Origin of the sequence: Demequina mangrovi, from assembly GCF_000759715.1 — a bacterium.
Classification (GTDB): domain Bacteria; phylum Actinomycetota; class Actinomycetes; order Actinomycetales; family Demequinaceae; genus Demequina; species Demequina mangrovi.
Map to the genome: position 1 here is coordinate 189,233 of NZ_BBLU01000003.1, position 14,767 is coordinate 203,999.

At 72.5% G+C, this 14,767-nt stretch carries 13 protein-coding genes and 1 riboswitch; of the genes, 10 read left to right on the top strand and 3 right to left on the bottom strand.

Translation table 11 applies throughout. From position 1 onward, the window contains the following. Positions 1-164: 164 nt before the first annotated feature. Positions 165-1,355 carry an anti-sigma factor domain-containing protein gene (locus tag TR42_RS14100; RefSeq protein ID WP_052405570.1) on the bottom strand — a complete coding sequence of 397 codons (1,191 nt, stop codon included), beginning with the start codon at positions 1,353-1,355 and terminating at the stop codon, positions 165-167. 221 nt (positions 1,356-1,576) lie between these two features. On the opposite strand from TR42_RS14100, the gene TR42_RS04205 reads away from it, so the two are divergent. Then, entirely contained in the window at positions 1,577-2,560 is a 984-nt protein-coding gene (locus TR42_RS04205) for a DUF4349 domain-containing protein (RefSeq protein ID WP_052405571.1), read from the top strand. Positions 2,561-2,607: 47 nt separating this feature from the next. On the opposite strand, the gene TR42_RS04210 is transcribed toward TR42_RS04205, so the two are convergent. Both TR42_RS04210 and TR42_RS04215 read right to left on the bottom strand, forming a co-directional pair. Next, positions 2,608-5,031, bottom strand: a complete 2,424-nt coding sequence (locus TR42_RS04210; RefSeq protein ID WP_042213330.1) for a glycoside hydrolase family 94 protein — start codon at positions 5,029-5,031, stop codon at positions 2,608-2,610. Between the two features lie 175 nt (positions 5,032-5,206). After that, the gene (locus tag TR42_RS04215) at positions 5,207-5,407 is read right to left on the bottom strand and encodes a hypothetical protein (protein ID WP_042213331.1); all 201 of its coding nucleotides are present in this window, start codon (positions 5,405-5,407) and stop codon (positions 5,207-5,209) included. A gap of 297 nt (positions 5,408-5,704) precedes the next feature. Here TR42_RS04215 and TR42_RS04220 point away from each other — a divergent pair, with 297 nt between their 5' ends. From TR42_RS04220 to TR42_RS04260, 9 genes are all read left to right on the top strand, one after another. After that, on the top strand, positions 5,705-6,232 hold the full coding sequence (locus tag TR42_RS04220; protein WP_042213333.1) for an NfeD C-terminal domain-containing protein: 528 nt from the start codon (positions 5,705-5,707) through the stop codon (positions 6,230-6,232). Between the two features lie 30 nt (positions 6,233-6,262). After that, a complete protein-coding gene (locus TR42_RS04225; RefSeq protein WP_052405572.1) occupies positions 6,263-7,858 on the top strand; it encodes an SPFH domain-containing protein in 1,596 nt (531 codons plus the stop codon). Between the two features lie 123 nt (positions 7,859-7,981). Further along, positions 7,982-8,554: a dCTP deaminase gene (gene dcd / locus TR42_RS04230; protein ID WP_042213335.1), complete on the top strand. Its 573-nt coding sequence runs from the start codon at positions 7,982-7,984 to the stop codon at positions 8,552-8,554. Between the two features lie 119 nt (positions 8,555-8,673). Beyond that, positions 8,674-9,471, top strand: a complete 798-nt coding sequence (locus tag TR42_RS04235; RefSeq protein WP_042213337.1) for a hypothetical protein — start codon at positions 8,674-8,676, stop codon at positions 9,469-9,471. Between the two features lie 19 nt (positions 9,472-9,490). Then, a riboswitch (TPP riboswitch) is annotated at positions 9,491-9,613 on the top strand. A gap of 25 nt (positions 9,614-9,638) precedes the next feature. Beyond that, a complete protein-coding gene (locus TR42_RS04240; RefSeq protein ID WP_236623341.1) occupies positions 9,639-10,733 on the top strand; it encodes a thiamine ABC transporter substrate-binding protein in 1,095 nt (364 codons plus the stop codon). Positions 10,734-10,743: 10 nt separating this feature from the next. Further along, on the top strand, positions 10,744-12,384 hold the full coding sequence (locus tag TR42_RS04245; protein WP_042213340.1) for an ABC transporter permease: 1,641 nt from the start codon (positions 10,744-10,746) through the stop codon (positions 12,382-12,384). Then, positions 12,381-13,031: an ABC transporter ATP-binding protein gene (locus TR42_RS04250; RefSeq protein ID WP_042213476.1), complete on the top strand. Its 651-nt coding sequence runs from the start codon at positions 12,381-12,383 to the stop codon at positions 13,029-13,031. The genes TR42_RS04245 and TR42_RS04250 overlap by 4 nt, the downstream gene beginning before the upstream one ends. A gap of 92 nt (positions 13,032-13,123) precedes the next feature. Next, the gene (locus TR42_RS04255; protein ID WP_042213342.1) at positions 13,124-13,837 is read left to right on the top strand and encodes an SDR family oxidoreductase; all 714 of its coding nucleotides are present in this window, start codon (positions 13,124-13,126) and stop codon (positions 13,835-13,837) included. Between the two features lie 104 nt (positions 13,838-13,941). Beyond that, positions 13,942-14,760 (top strand): isocitrate lyase/PEP mutase family protein, encoded by an 819-nt coding sequence (locus tag TR42_RS04260; RefSeq protein ID WP_042213478.1) that lies wholly within the window; start codon positions 13,942-13,944, stop codon positions 14,758-14,760. Positions 14,761-14,767: the final 7 nt, after the last annotated feature.

Sequence of the window (14,767 nt, forward strand, 5' to 3'; positions counted from 1 at the left end):
GCCGGGGTGCGACGCGCCTTCACCCCGTACTTCCGACGAGGCATCGCGGATGGATGCAGGGCGGCGCGGATTATGCCCAGAGCGAACAGGAGCGCCCGCGACGAGGCGCTCGGGTGCGGCGACACGGACGCGAGCCCTGCGCCGTCAACGGGAGGGCTGCGGGATCAGCCGAAGGTGCCGCGCGCGATGACGTCGCCGGTCTGGGCGGCATCGCCGTCCCACGGCTCGCGGCTGACCTCGAGGGTCGCGCCCCTCGCGCTCGCGATCTCGGGCGGCAGCGCGACCGAGTAGCGCGCCGTGGAGATCTGCCCCAGCGACACCGGCTCGCCGTCCCCGGTACGGAGCCACAGCTCGAGATAGGCGTCGGGGTACTCGGCATAGACGCCCTCGACCACCACGACCTCGGTGCCGTCCGCGTCGACGTGGATCGAGGCCTGGCCCACGTCGCCGGCGCCCGATCGCGGGTCCTCCAGCACCGCGGACGCGATCGCGGCGCCCTCGCCGTCGGCGGCCAGCTGCGCGACGAGCACCGCGAGCGCGACGAACACGCTCGCCGCGACGACGGCCACCCCCATGAGCATCGTCCGGCGACGCTGCGCCGCCGTCGCCTGCGCGCGCGCCTCCGTACGCCAGTCCGACTCGGGAGCGGGCGCCCCGGCGTCGACCGCGTCGACGGCCTCGCGCACCTCCTCCCACAGGCTCTCGCGGGGCGCCACCGTCGGCGCCTGCGTTCCGGTGCGCGCGATGGTGCCTACGAGGTTGTTGAGCGAGCGCCAGGCGTCGCGGCACTCGCGGCATTCGGCGATATGCGCGCGGCCGCCGTCGGCCACGCGGATGCCGAGGGCGCGCGCGGCGAGGCCGTCGAGCGAGGCGTGCCCCTCGGGAGGGGCCTGCCCCGGCCAGATGGCGACCAGCGCGTCCCTCAACCGCTCCTCGAGGTCCTCCTCCGACATCCCGAGATCGCGTGCGAGCTCGAACCTCGGGACGCCGTCGACGATCGCACGCTCGAGCGCCGCCCGCTCCGCGGCGTCGACGCGGTCGAGCGCGGCCGCCACGAGGATCCGGTCGGCCTCGGCGAGCACCTCGGACGCGTCCGTGACGCCGTCGGCCCCGAGCGGCATCTCGTCGAGGGTCGTGAGCCGGGCCCGCACCCTGCGCTCGAGGTCGCCCGTGATCCGGTCCGCCGCATCGTGCAGCAGGTCGCGGCTCTCGAGCGAGCCGCCGGCGGCCGCGGAGGCGAAGACGCGGCGCACGATGTCCTCGGCCTCCTCGACCGAGCCGAGCGAGCGCAACGCGAGAGCGTGGACGAGCGCGCCGGACTCCCGGTACGCGTCCTCGACCTCGGGCTCACACATGCCGCTCCCCTCGTACCTCGGCAGTTTGCCACGCCTCACCCGGGACCCGACACCCCCTGCCGGAACATGCGCGCGGATGCCGGGGCGGGCATGCAGGCGGGCCGTCGGGCGGCACGGCGGCGCGGGCCCGGCGCGGGCGAACATCACGCCTGGTCACAGCATGGTCACGGGTCGATCACCAACACTTCCGCACCGCCGGGCGTCTCTCTAGCATGAGCGCCATGAGCACACGCGTCGACGCGAACAGTCGCCCTCTCCGCCGAGGCGCGGTCGTCGCCTCGATCCTCGCCCTCGCCTGGGCGCTGGCCGGCTGCAGCTCGAGCGCCGAGGACTCCGGCGGCGAGGCGGACTCGATGGGGTACGCCGGCCGCGAGGAGGCTGCGGTGGCGGGCGACGCGATGGCGGACGAGGCGGCGGAGACCGAGGACCTCGGCGGCGACGGCGCGGCGGACTCCGACCGCGCGATCATCGTCACCGGCTCCATGTACATGACGGTCGAGGACCCGATCGCCGCCGCGGACCGTGCCGCGAGCCTCGTCGAGGGCGCCGGCGGGCGCGTCGACGCCCGCAGCGAGACCGCCGCGACCGAGTACGACGGCGGAGCGGCGTGGCTCACGCTGCGGATCCCCGCGAACGGGCTCGACTCGATGGTCGACCGCCTGCGCGGGCTCGGCACGGTGGACGAGTTCTCGACGGACTCCGCGGACGTCACCCAGCAGGTGACAGACCTCGAGGCGCAGATCTCCACCCTTCGGGCCTCGACCGCGCGGATCGAGGGCCTGCTGGCGGAGGCGTCGAGCATCCGGGACATCATCACGCTCGAGGACGAGCTCGACAGCCGCCAGTCGCAGCTCGAGAGCCTCGAGGCGCGACAGCGCGGGCTCGACGACCAGGTGTCGATGTCGACCATCGATCTGTCGCTCACCACCGAGCCGGTCGTGATCGTCGACGACTCGCCGCACACCTTCGGGACCGGGCTCGCCTCCGGCTGGAACGGGCTCGTGGCCTTCCTCGGGGGCGCGCTGGTCATCGCCGGCGTGCTGCTGCCCTGGCTCGTCACGGCGGGCATCGTCGCGACCGTGGTGCTCCTCGCGGTCCGCGCGTCGAAGGACCGCAAGCGGCGGGCGGCAGCTGCCACGACCGCGGAGCAGGCTCCCCCGGAGGAGGCGGTGCCGGCGGGCGGCCCGTCCGGCCGCGACGACTGAGCGCCCCGGCCGCGATCCTCGGGACCGCGGCCGGACGCCGTGCCGCGTCAGACGGTCGCGGTGACCTCCACGACCGAGCCCGGCGCCGCGTAGGGAACGAGCGACCCCTCAACGGCCTCCCCGTTCACCGTGAGCGTCGCGCCCTTGCCACCCGAGTTGGTGACGGTGATGACGTAGGTCGCGCCGCGGATCACGCGGCGCACGGTGTACTCGGAGACCTCGGCGCCGATGCACGGGTCGACCACCAGGCCGTCGTAGTCCGCGCGGACGCCCAGCAGGTACTGCGAGACGGTGACGAAGTTCCACGACGCGGTGCCGGTGAGCCACGAGTTCTTGGCCTCGCCGTGGCGGACGGCGTCCTTGCCCGCGATCATCTGGGCGTACACGTACGGCTCGAGGCGGTGCACCTCGGAGATCTCCTCGCGGTACGCGGGGGTGATGCGCTTGTAGTGGTCCCACGCCTGCTCGGAGCGGCCCACCACGGTCTCCGCGATGATGACCCACGGGTTGTTGTGGCAGAAGATGCCCGCGTTCTCCTTGTAGCCCGGCGGGTAGGACGTCACCTCGCCCAGCTCGACGTGGTACTCCGTGTAGGCCGGGTTGAGGAGCACGATGCCGTGGTCGGTGCCCAGGCGCTCCTCCACCGCGTCGAGCGCCTTCTCCGCGAGGCCCTCCTCGACGCCGATGCCGCCCATGATGCAGAAGCCCTGCGGCTCGATCCAGATCTGACCCTCGGGGTTCTCGGCGGAGCCGACCTTGTTGCCGAAGTAGTCGTAGGCGCGCAGGAACCACTCGCCGTCCCAGCCGTGCTCGATGACGGCGGCCTTCATCTCCTCGATGGCGGCCTCCGCACGCTCGGCCTCCGCATCGTCCCCACGCCGGCGCGCGAGCGCCGCATAGTCGGGCCCGATGGCGGCGAACATGCCGGCGATGAAGATCGACTCCGCGACGCCGCCGGTGCGGTTGCCGGTGGTCTGGAAGGACTCGCCGGGCTCGGTGGAGAAGCAGTTGAGGTTGAGGCAGTCGTTCCAGTCGGCGCGGCCGATGAGCGGCAGGCCGTGGGGGCCCCGGTTGTTGAGCGGGTGGTCGAACGAGCGCTTGAGGTGCTCCATGAGGGAGGCGGCCTTCGAGTCGTCGTTGTCGAACGGCACCATCTCGTCGAGGATCGCGAAGTCGCCGGTCTCCTTGACGTAGGCCGCGACGCCGAGGATCAGCCACAGCGGGTCGTCGTTGAACCCCGAGCCCAGGGTGTGGTTCCCGCGCTTGGTGAGCGGCTGGTACTGGTGGTACGCGCTGCCGTCCTCGAACTGGGTCGACGCGATGTCGATGATGCGCTCACGGGCGCGCTCGGGGACCAGGTGCACGAAGCCGAGGAGGTCCTGCGACGAGTCGCGGAAGCCCATGCCACGGCCCATGCCGGTCTCGAAGAACGAGGCCGAGCGCGACATGTTGTAGGTCACCATGCACTGGTACTGGTTCCAGATGTTGACCATGCGGTCGAGCTTCTCGTGGCCCGACTCAACGGTGTAGGAGCCCAGCAGGCCGTCCCAGTAGGCGTTGAGCTTCTCGAACTCGGCGAGGGTCTGCTCGTCGGTGGCGAACTTCGCGAGCAGCTCGCGCGCGCCGTCCTTGCGGATGACGCCGGGCGCCTCCCACTTGTCGTCGCGCGGGTTCTCGAGGTAGCCGAGCACGAACGTGAAGGCCTTGGACTCACCGGGCTCGAGGGTGACCTCGAGCTGGTGCGAGGCGATGGGGTACCAGCCGGACGCGATCGAGTCGCCGGCCTTGCCCGCGTGCGGGACGGCGGCCTCGTCGAAGCCGTTGCCGAAGCCGAGGAACGTGTCGCGGTCGGTGTCGAAGCCCGCGATCTCGGCGTTCACGCCATAGACCGCGTAGTGGTCGCGACGCTCGCGGTACTCGGTCTTGTGATAGATCGCGCCGTCGACCACCTCGACCTCGCCGATGGAGAGGTTGCGCTGGTAGTTGGTCTGGTCGTCCTCGGCGTTCCAGAGGTTGAACTCGAGGAAGCTGAAGAGCGAGAAGCTCTTGGGTGCGTCGGAGGTGTTGGTCAGCTCGACGCGGTGGATCTCGGCGTTGACGTCGACCGGGACGAAGAGCAGGACGCTCGCCTCGAGGCCGTTCCGCGAACCGGTGATGCGCGTGTAGCCCATGCCGTGGCGGGTCTCGAACGAGTCGAGCTCCGTCTTGTAGGGACGGAAGCCGGGGCTCCACACGTCGCCGCCGTCGTTGATGGAGAAGTAGCGGCCGCCGTCGTCGACGGGCACGTTGTTGTAGCGGTAGCGCGTGAGGCGGCGCAGCTTCGCGTCGCGGTAGAAGCTGTATCCGCCGCCGGTGTGGGACACGAGCCCGAAGAAGTCCTGTGCACCGAGGTAGTTGATCCACGGGTACGGAGTGTGAGGCGTCGTGATGACGTACTCGCGCGCTTCGTCGTCGAAGTGGCCGAACTGCATGGGTGGTGCCTTCCGTCTGGCTGCGTTGCCGTGAGAGCGCTCTCTCGGGCGTGTTGCCCCCACTGTAATCGAAACGATTCGTGCGATGCGACCCCTGAAAGTCCCGGGTGGACGACGCCCGGGCCGGGCTTCTTGTCCGACTTGCCCGACGCTGCGGCGATTGGTCGCCGTCAGGTCACTCGCCGCCGTCACGACGGCGGAGCCACGGAAGCCACGTCCGCGGCGGAGGCGCCTCGCCGATGAGCATCGCCGAGACGAAGCACAGCGGCAGCTTGACCCAGAGCGGCATCCACCCGGGGTCGGACAAGACGGCCACGATGATGACGACCAGACCGACCGCTCCCCCGGCGAGACGCAGCGCATCCTTCCGCGACATCGTGCCCCCTTTCGAACGCGCCACCGCGGCATCCACCGCCCTCGGCGGGGCCCGCTCACGAACTGCGCCATGTCTACCAGCGCCACCCTCGCGCGGTCGACAACCTCGCCGTGCTCACGGGCGCCGAGAAGGGCGCGTCATCCCTGGTGCGCGCCGCCCCCGACCGCTAGATTCTGGCCATGCCCTGCCCGTCGACGCCGCGCCCGAGGTGCGGCCGCGCGGACGGCCCAGCGCATCGTCCCCACGCCATCGAGGGCGCGAACGCGCCCGCCACCCATGAGAGAGGCGAGTGACGCGATGTTCGAGACCGTGACCGTCGGATACCTGCTGCTGGGGCTCGGAGGCCTCGCGCTGATCTTCGCGATCATCTCCGCGGTGGTCGGCGACATCTTCGACATCGCGCTCGACGTCCTCCCGGACGGAGCCCTGAGCTCGACCACCACCGCGGCGACAGTCGCGGGCTTCGGTTTCGCCGGCGCCGCCGCGAGCTTCGGCATGGACGACCCGAGCCTGGGCACGGTCATCGCGATCGGCCTCGCGGGGGCGGTCGCCGGCTGGCTCCTGGCCTTCGGCGCGCACCGCGTGTTCATGAGCCAGCAGCAGGAGGACGGCGCGACGGACCTGAACGCGATGGTCGGGCGCATCGTCACGGTGACCGAGGCGCCGGTGGCGCCGGGCGGGCTGGGTACCGTCCTCGTCCCGTTCCTGGGCCAGAACCGCCGCATGAGCTTCCGCTCCGACGAGCCGCTGAAGGCGGGCGACGACGTGGTCGTCGACGCCGTGCTCGCGAGCAACCAGATCAAGGTCTCCCGGCACTCCGCCTAGAGGCTTCGCACACAACTGAGGGGGCAGTACATGTTCGGACTCACCGGAGCCGCGATCAGCCTGGTGGCGATCGCGGCGAGCGTGGTCGCCGCGATCGTGGTGGTGTGGGCCATCGCGTCGCGCTACAAGGTCTCGGACCCGGACGAGGCGTTCGTAGTCTCGGGCTCGAAGTCGAAGACCCAGGTGCCCATCCGCAAGGCCGACGGCACGGTCGCCTACGAGACGCGCCCCGTGCCGTCGAAGGTGGTCCTGGGCGGCGGCGGCGTGTTCGTGGTGCCGTTCACGCAGCGCTACAACAAGGTGTCGCTCGAGACGCGCCAGATCGCCTGGCGCGTCCAGGACTCGCCCTCGAACCAGAACATCCTGGTCAACCTCGAGGGCGTCGCGAACGTGAAGATCGGCGGCGACGAGGCCTCGGTCCGCGCCGCGATCGAGCGCTTCAACGTCAACCCGCTCAACATCGAGGCCTTCGTCCAGCAGAACATCGAGGGCGACATGCGCGCCATCGTCGGCACGATGTCCGTCGAGGACATCAACTCCGACCGCGAGACCCTCAAGGACCGCGTCATGCGCGTCACCGGCGAGGCCTGCTCCGAGTGGGGCCTGGTGCTCGAGGGGCTCAACATCCAGTCGGTCACCACGCCGTCCGGCTACATCCAGGACCTGGGCCGCAGCCAGGCCGCCATCGCGCGCCGCGACGCCGAGATCGCGGAGGCCGAGGCCCGCCGCGAGTCCGAGCAGAAGCGCGCCGAGGCGGAGCAGCAGATCGCCGAGGCGAACCGGACGCTCGCGCTGCGCATGGCGGAGATCCAGCAGGACACCGACACCGCCGAGGCGAACGCCAAGGCCGCCGGCCCGATCGCCGAGGCGCAGCGCAACGTCGAGATCTACGAGCAGGAGCGCCTGGCCGAGGCCAAGCGCGCCGAGGTCACCGAGATGCGTCTCGAGTCCGAGGTTCGCAAGCCCGCCGACGCCGGCGCGTACGCGATGAAGATCGAGGCGGAGGCTGCACGCGAGGCCGCGATCTCCAAGGCCAAGGGTGCCGCCGAGGCGACCCGCCAGGCCGGTGAGTCCGAGGCCGCCGCGAACCAGGCGCGCGGTCTGTCCGACGCCGCGGTGTTCGAGGCGCGAGGCAAGGCCGAGGCTGCGGCCGACGAGGCGCGGGGTTCCGCCGCGGCCCGCGTGGTCGAGGCCCAGGGTCTGGCGGAGGCCTCCTCCGTCAAGGCGAAGGGTGAGGCCGAGGCCACCGCGATCGCCGCGAAGGGCAAGGCCGAGGCCGAGGGCATCGAGGCGAAGAAGGCGGCCTACGAGGACATGCCGCAGGTGGGTGTGCTCGAGATCGCGCTCGACGGCATGCCCGCGATCGTGGGCGAGATGGGACGCGCGATGGCGTCGATCGACTCGCTCACCGTCGTGTCGACCGAGGGCGCCTCGGCGGTCACCCGCCAGGCGGCCAACCTCTTCACCGAGACGGAGGAGGTCATGACCTCCGTCACCGGCTTCGGCATCAGCGACCTCATCAAGGGCGCCGTGGGCGGCGCGGCCGCCGGCCGGGCCGCGGTCGAGGCGCACGATACGTCGCGCGGCGCGGTGGACCCCGACCTCCCGGGCGTCACGCACGCCTGACGCAGGTCCGCAACGTCAACTGGGCGGCTGGCGGGTGAGATTCCGAGAGATTCCACCCGCCGGTCGCCCAGTTGCGTGCCACCCCGGTGCGAGCCACGGTGAACGGGCACTAGGTTGGGCCTCATGCTGCTCTCGGACCGCGACATCCGCGCTGAGATCGCCTCGGGCAGGGTCGCCCTCGACCCGTGGGACCCGGAGATGATCCAGCCCTCCTCCATCGACGTGCGCCTCGACCGCTTCTTCCGCGTGTTCGACAACCACAAGTACGCCGCGATCGACCCCGCGGCGGAGCAGCCCGAGCTCACGCGGCTGGTGGACATCGCGGACGGACCGTTCGTGCTGCACCCGGGCGAGTTCGTGCTCGGCTCGACCTACGAGTCCGTGACGCTGCCCGACGACATCGCCGCGCGCCTCGAGGGCAAGTCGAGCCTCGGCCGTCTGGGCCTGCTCACCCACTCGACCGCCGGCTTCATCGACCCGGGCTTCGAGGGCAACGTCACGCTCGAGCTGTCCAACACCGCGACCCTGCCCATCAACCTGTGGCCCGGCATGAAGATCGGCCAGCTGTGCTTCTTCCGGCTGTCCTCCCCCGCGGAGCACCCCTACGGCTCCGAGAAGTACGGCTCGCGCTACCGCGGCCAGCGCGGCCCGACCGCCTCGCTCAGCTGGAAGAGCTTCCACCGCATCGACGTCTGACGCTCTACCAGGTCACGATGCGGTCACGAAACACCTGATAGTCGCCGCGTTCCGCGTCATCCGCCCGCGCCTGAAGCCTCTCATCGCATGAGCGCGCCCCACGCGCTCACGGGGGGATCATGAGCAGCGAGCAGTGGCCGGAGGCACCGTCGGCGGGGTGGCACCCGGATCCCAACGCCGTGCCAAGGTTCGCGGAGCCTGACGCTCCGCGGCGCCGGCGCGCATGGCCGTGGGTCCTCGCCGGCGGCGGCGCGCTCGTGGGCGTCGGCGCGGCGGTCGCGACCGTCCTCGGCGCAGCAGGCGATCCCGACGCGACCCCGAGGGCCGACGGCCCGTCCGCCCTCGCACCGGCCGACACACGGGAGCCCGAGGCGGGCGACCCCGAAGCCGTCGCGCCGTCGAGCGCGACCCCGGTCGCGGCCGTCGATGCGGGTCCGGACGTCGCCGACCGGACCACCGTGACCTCCCCCACCGGCAGGGTCGTGTTCGAGGTCGATCCGGCATGGGAGACGGTCACCACCGGCGAGGAGCAACCGCCCGTGGAGACCGCCGACGGCGCCGTCACCGAGTCCGCAGGGTTCTGGCTCGCGGACGAGCACGGCACCGGCACCGGCGTCGCGATCACCGTCGTCGCCGAGCACGGCGCGGACCGCGGGACCTCCGCGGAGGAGGAGGCGCTCGGGCTCGCGACGTGGCTCACCGAGGCGACGCCCACCCACGAGACCTTCACGACCGCCGCCGGGTACGAGGCGGCAGTGGCCGTCGCGGAGGCCGGGGTCGAGGCACCGTACGAGACCTGCTACGCCGTGATCGACGGCGGCGGCTCGCGCGTGATCGTCAACGGGATCACGGGCGCGCTCACGCGCGGCTGCGCGGACCGCATCCTCCCGATCGCCGACAGCGTTCGGATCGGCTGAATCCTCGCGCTATCCTGGCCGGACACGACAGGGGAGCGCTTCCCGGGGATACCCGGGGCCAGGGCGCTGAGAGTGCGGAACGCCGCAGACCCTCGAACCTGATCCGGCTCGCACCGGCGTAGGGAGTCGAGTCTCGTCCCCTCCTATTCCGGGAGGAATCCATGCGCATGACGCGCACCGCGGCCGTCACGGCCGCCGCCATGTCCACCGTCCTGCTCGCCGCGTGCTCGAGCGCGAGCGAGCCCGAGGCCTCCGCGACCGAGGAGCCGACGGCCGCCGCCGCATCGTCCCCCGAGGCGACCGCCGCCGCCGAGGTGGGCGGCACCGTCCGCCTGGTCACGCATGACAGCTTCGCGGTGCCGGACGAGGTGCTGGCCGCCTTCGAGGCCGAGTCCGGCATCGACGTCGAGCTGGTCCAGCCGGGCGACGCGGGCACGCTCGTCAACCAGCTGGTGCTGACCAAGGACGCGCCGCTGGGCGACGCGGTCTACGGCATCGACAACACGTTCGCGTCGCGCGCGGTCGAGGGCGGCGTGCTCGCGCCGTACGCCTCGGCCGGGACCGCGGCGGGCGATGCGGCGGCGTACGCCGTCGACGGCGCCGAGGACCTCCTCACCGCGGTCGACTACTCGGACGTGTGCCTCAACTACGACCTCGCGGTGTTCCCCGACGCCGCGCCCGCGCTCGACGACCTCTCGGACCCGGCGTTCTCGGGTCAGCTCTCCGTCACCAACCCGGCGACCTCCTCCCCCGGTCTCGCCTTCATGCTCGCCACCATCGCCAAGTACGGCGAGGACGGCTGGCTCGACTGGTGGACCGCGATGCGCGAGAACGAGGTGCGGGTCACCGCGTCCTGGTCGGACACCTACTTCACCGACTTCTCGGCGCCCAACTACGGCGGCGACCGACCCATCGTGCTGAGCTACGCCTCGTCGCCGCCGTACGAGGTGATCGACGGCGAGCCCACCACCGCCGCGATGCTCGACACGTGCTTCCGCCAGGTCGAGTACGCGGGCGTCCTCGAGGGTGCCGAGAACCCGGCGGGCGCGCAAGCCGTGGTCGACTGGCTGCTGTCCGACGAGTTCCAGGCGACCCTGCCCGAGAACATGTACGTCTACCCCGTGTCGACCTCGGTCGAGGTGCCCGCCGAGTGGGCGGAGTTCGCGCCGCTCGCCGAGGACCCCTTCACGCTCGACCCCACCGAGATCGACGCGCACCGCGACGAGTGGATCGACGCCTGGACCGCCACGGTCCTCGACTGACGGCCCCCTCATGAAGCCCTGGCCCGCGAGCGCCCGCCTCTGGTGGGCGCTCGCGGCGCTGCCCGTGGGCTTCCTCGGGCTGTTCTTCCTGTGGCCCGCGGGCACCGTCGTGGTGCGCGGGCTGCTCGGTGAGGACGGCTGGGGCGGCGGCGACCTCGCGGGCGCGTTCGAGGTGCTCACCCGCTCGCGGACGCTCGACGCGATCACGACCACGGTCGGCCTCGCGGCGCTCGGCACCCTCGGGTCGCTGCTGCTGGGCCTGCCGGCCGCGTGGGCGCTGTCGCGGTTCTCGTGGCGAGGAGCCCGGACGATGCGCGCGCTGGTGACCGTGCCGTTCGTGCTGCCGACCATCGTGGTCGCCGCCGCGTTCCAGGCCCTGCTGGGACGCTCGGGGCTGCTCGGGGGGCTCGGCCTGGATCAGAGCGCGGGCGCCATCGTCCTGGCGCTCGTGTTCTTCAACATCTCCGTGGTGGTGCGCATCGTCGGCGGCGCGTGGGAGTCGCTGTCGCCCCGCCTGGCCGATGCGGCACGCACGCTCGGCGCCTCGCGCGCCCGGGCCTTCCTCCGGGTGACGATGCCCGCGCTGAGGCCCGCGATCTCCTCCGCCGCGGCGGTGGTGATGCTGTTCTGCTCGACGTCCTTCGCGCTGGTGCTGGTGCTCGGCGGGTCCCGGATCCGGACCGTCGAGACCGAGATCTACCTCCAGGTCAACCAGTTCCTCGATCTGCGCGCGGCCGCGGTGCTGGCGCTGGTGCAGGTGGTGTTCGTCGGGATCGCGCTGTGGGTGAGCGCGCGGGCGAGGGCCCCGCGTCCGCCGGCCGCGGTGGAGCCCGCACGGCCGCCGCGCCGCCTCGAGCGGCTCGGCATCGCGGCGGCCCTGAGCCCGACGCTGCTGCTGCTCACGCTGCCCGGGATCGCGCTGGTCGAGCGGTCGCTGCGCACGTCCGACGGCTACGGCCTCGACCACTACGCGGCGCTGTTCGGCGAGCCGCCCGCGCGGTCGACCCTGAGCGCCCCCGTGTGGCAGGCGGCCGTGACGTCGCTGCTCACCGCGCTCGTGGCGACCGCGATGGCCGGAGCGGTCGGCATCGTCACGGCGATGCTGGTCTCCCGCCGGGCGCGACGCGCCTCGGCGCTCGAGGCCCTGGTGATGCTGCCGCTCGGGGTGTCGGCAGTGGTGGTGGGCCTCGGCGTGCTGCTCACGCTCAACCGCTCGGTGCTCGGGGTGGACCTGCGCGGCTCGTGGTGGCTGGTGCCCATCGCGCAGGCGGTAGTCGCGCTTCCGCTCATGGTGCGCGCGCTGGTCCCGGCCGCGCGGGCGATCGATCCGCGGCTGCGCGCCGCCGCCGCGACCCTGGGCGCCTCGCCGTGGCGGGTGCTGTGGCGGGTCGACGCGCCGCTGCTGCGCTCCGCGACGGCCGCCTCGATCGCCTTCGCCTTCGCGATCTCCATGGGCGAGTTCGGCGCGACGGCCTTCGTCGCGCGGCCCGACCGACCGACGCTCCCGACCGCGATCTCCCGGCTCCTGGGGCGCCCCGGCATCGAGAATGTGGGCATGGCCTTCGCCGCATCCGTCCTCCTCGCCGCCCTCACGGCCTCCGTCATGCTCGCCTCCGAGCGGCTCCGCACCACCGTCGGGGCCGAGCTGTGAGCGGGCTCTCCGTCGCGGACCTCCGCGTCACGTATGCCGGCCGGCCGCCGGTGGAGGCCGTCCGAGGGGTCTCGCTGTCGATCGCTCAGGGGGAGACGGTCGCGCTGCTGGGCCCCTCGGGCTGCGGCAAGTCCTCGCTGCTGTCCGCCGTGGTGGGCATCGTCGAGCCGTCCGCCGGCGCCGTCGCGTGGGACGGCGAGGACCTCACCCGCGTCCCGGTGCACAAGCGCGGCTTCGGGCTCGTCTTCCAGGACGGGCAGCTGTTCCCGCATCTCACCGTCGGCGCGAACATCGCCTTCGGCCTCGAGATGGCCGGGATGGCGCGCGCGGCCCGGGCCGCGCGGGTCGAGGAGCTGCTCTCGCTCGTAGGCCTCGCTGGCCTCAGCGGGCGCGGGGTGACCGAGCTGAGCGGCGGTCAGCGGCAGCGCGTGGCCCTCGCGCGCTCGCTGGCGCCGGGGCCGCGGCTGCTCGCGCTCGACGAGCCGCTGTCCTCGCTCGACGCCGACCTCCGGGGTCGGCTGGCCGTCGAGGTGCGCGACATCCTGCGCTCCTCGGGCACCACGGGGCTGCTGGTGACGCACGACCCGGCCGAGGCGGAGGTCATGGCGGACCGGGTGCTGCGGATGGACGAGGGCCTGCTCGTCTGACGCCCCCGCGCCCCGCGAAAGGGTAGATGGTGGTCGCTTCTGAGCGATCGACGCCTCCCACTGGTAGATCACGGTCGTCTACGCTGGCAGACATGCCCCTGTCCGGCACGCGGGTCCTCGTCGTCGGCGGCGCGCGGAACATCGGCCGCGCGATCGCCGAGCACGCCGCCCGCGCGGGCGCGACCCCGATCATCGCGTCGCGGAGCCTCGAGCGAGCCGGGGCGGCGGCCGCCGAGGTCCCGGGCGCGGAGGCCGTGGAGATCGACGTCACCGACGAGGCGAGCATCGTCGCGGGCCTCGACGGCGCAGGCGAGATCGACCATGTCGTGGTGCTCTCCGTCGCCCACCACAACGTTCCGGTCGAGGAGCTCGACCACGACCTCACGATGGCCGCATTCGAGGCCCGCATCGTGGGCCCGCTCATGCTGGCCAAGCACGCGGCCTCGCGCCTTCGGCCCGGCGGTTCGCTCGTGCTCTTCTCCGGGGTCGCGGGCTGGATTCCGTTCCCCGGCAGCGTGAACATGGGCGTCACCAGCGGCGCGGCCGCATTCATGGCGACGCATCTCGCGAAGGAGCTCGCACCCGTGCGCGTCAACGCGATCGCGCCCGGCGTCATCGACTCGGGGGTCTGGGAGGATCACCTGGACGCGGACGCGAAGCGCGACTTCCTCGACTCCTGCGCGGCGGGCACGCTGGTGGGCCGCGTCGGCACGAACGAGGACATCGCGGAGGCGGTGCTGTGGCTGCTCGGCGCGACCTTCGTCACCGGGGAGACGATCCACGTCGACGGCGGCGCCCGCCACTGAGGGCGTCTGCGAGACCGCGTAACCGGACCGGGGCCTCTCGCGACGGACGGCCCTGTCCGATCCCCGCGCGCGTCGACCCCGCAGCCTCTGCTGAGATGGGCCGCATGACCGTGAACACCGCCGACCTGTTCCGCGCCCTGCACCGCGCCGACGCGCCCCTCGCCCTGCCCAACGCCTGGGACGCCGCGAGCGCCGCGTTGATGGAGGAGGCGGGAGCGCCCGCCATCGCGACGACGAGCGCGGGCATCGCCTGGTCCCTCGGGCTCCCCGACGGCGACACCCTCTCCCGCGAGGAAGCCGTCGCCGCGCTCGGGCGCATCGTCGCCGCGGTCGCGGTGCCCGTCACCGCGGACATCGAGGGCGGGTACGGCGAGACACCGGCCGAGGTCGCGGACACCGCCACGGCGGTGATCGACACCGGCGCCGTCGGGATCAACATCGAGGACGGCCAGCGCTCCCCTGAGGATCTCGCGGCCCGCATCGGCGCCGCGAGGCGCGCGGCCGACCGCGCAGGTGTGGCGCTGTTCATCAACGCCCGCACCGACGTGTACCTGCGAGGGCTGGCGCCCGAGGCGGACTGCACGGCCGAGACGATCGCGCGAGCACGCGTCTACCTCGATGCCGGCGCGGACGGCGTCTTCGTCCCTGGCCCCACGGAGCCCGAGGCGATCCGCGCGCTCGCCGCCGGGATCGATGCGCCGCTCAACGTCATGGCGGGGCCGGGAGCCCCGAGCGTCGCGGAGCTGGGCGCGCTGGGAGCCGCCCGGGTGAGCCTGGGCGTCGGGATCGCCGAGGCGGCCTACGCGGTCGCGCGCAGGGCGGCCGGGGAGCTCCTCGCGACCGGCACCTACGGGTCGCTCACCGGCGGCGTCGACTACGCCGCCATGAACACGCTCCTGGCCGTGCGCGCCAGCGGGACATGAGTGCCGG

Bases quoted from the DNA above. Each gene is read 5' to 3' on its own strand.
- TR42_RS04215 (WP_042213331.1), bottom strand. From the start codon at position 5,407: ATGTCGCGGAAGGATGCGCTGCGTCTCGCCGGGGGAGCGGTCGGTCTG.
- TR42_RS04260 (WP_042213478.1), top strand. From the start codon at position 13,942: ATGACCGTGAACACCGCCGACCTGTTCCGCGCCCTGCACCGCGCCGAC.
- TR42_RS04210 (WP_042213330.1), bottom strand. From the start codon at position 5,031: ATGCAGTTCGGCCACTTCGACGACGAAGCGCGCGAGTACGTCATCACG.
- TR42_RS14100 (WP_052405570.1), bottom strand. From the start codon at position 1,355: ATGTGTGAGCCCGAGGTCGAGGACGCGTACCGGGAGTCCGGCGCGCTC.
- TR42_RS04220 (WP_042213333.1), top strand. From the start codon at position 5,705: ATGTTCGAGACCGTGACCGTCGGATACCTGCTGCTGGGGCTCGGAGGC.
- TR42_RS04240 (WP_236623341.1), top strand. From the start codon at position 9,639: ATGACGCGCACCGCGGCCGTCACGGCCGCCGCCATGTCCACCGTCCTG.
- TR42_RS04255 (WP_042213342.1), top strand. From the start codon at position 13,124: ATGCCCCTGTCCGGCACGCGGGTCCTCGTCGTCGGCGGCGCGCGGAAC.
- TR42_RS04205 (WP_052405571.1), top strand. From the start codon at position 1,577: ATGAGCACACGCGTCGACGCGAACAGTCGCCCTCTCCGCCGAGGCGCG.
- TR42_RS04235 (WP_042213337.1), top strand. From the start codon at position 8,674: ATGAGCAGCGAGCAGTGGCCGGAGGCACCGTCGGCGGGGTGGCACCCG.
- TR42_RS04225 (WP_052405572.1), top strand. From the start codon at position 6,263: ATGTTCGGACTCACCGGAGCCGCGATCAGCCTGGTGGCGATCGCGGCG.
- TR42_RS04245 (WP_042213340.1), top strand. From the start codon at position 10,744: ATGAAGCCCTGGCCCGCGAGCGCCCGCCTCTGGTGGGCGCTCGCGGCG.
- dcd (WP_042213335.1), top strand. From the start codon at position 7,982: ATGCTGCTCTCGGACCGCGACATCCGCGCTGAGATCGCCTCGGGCAGG.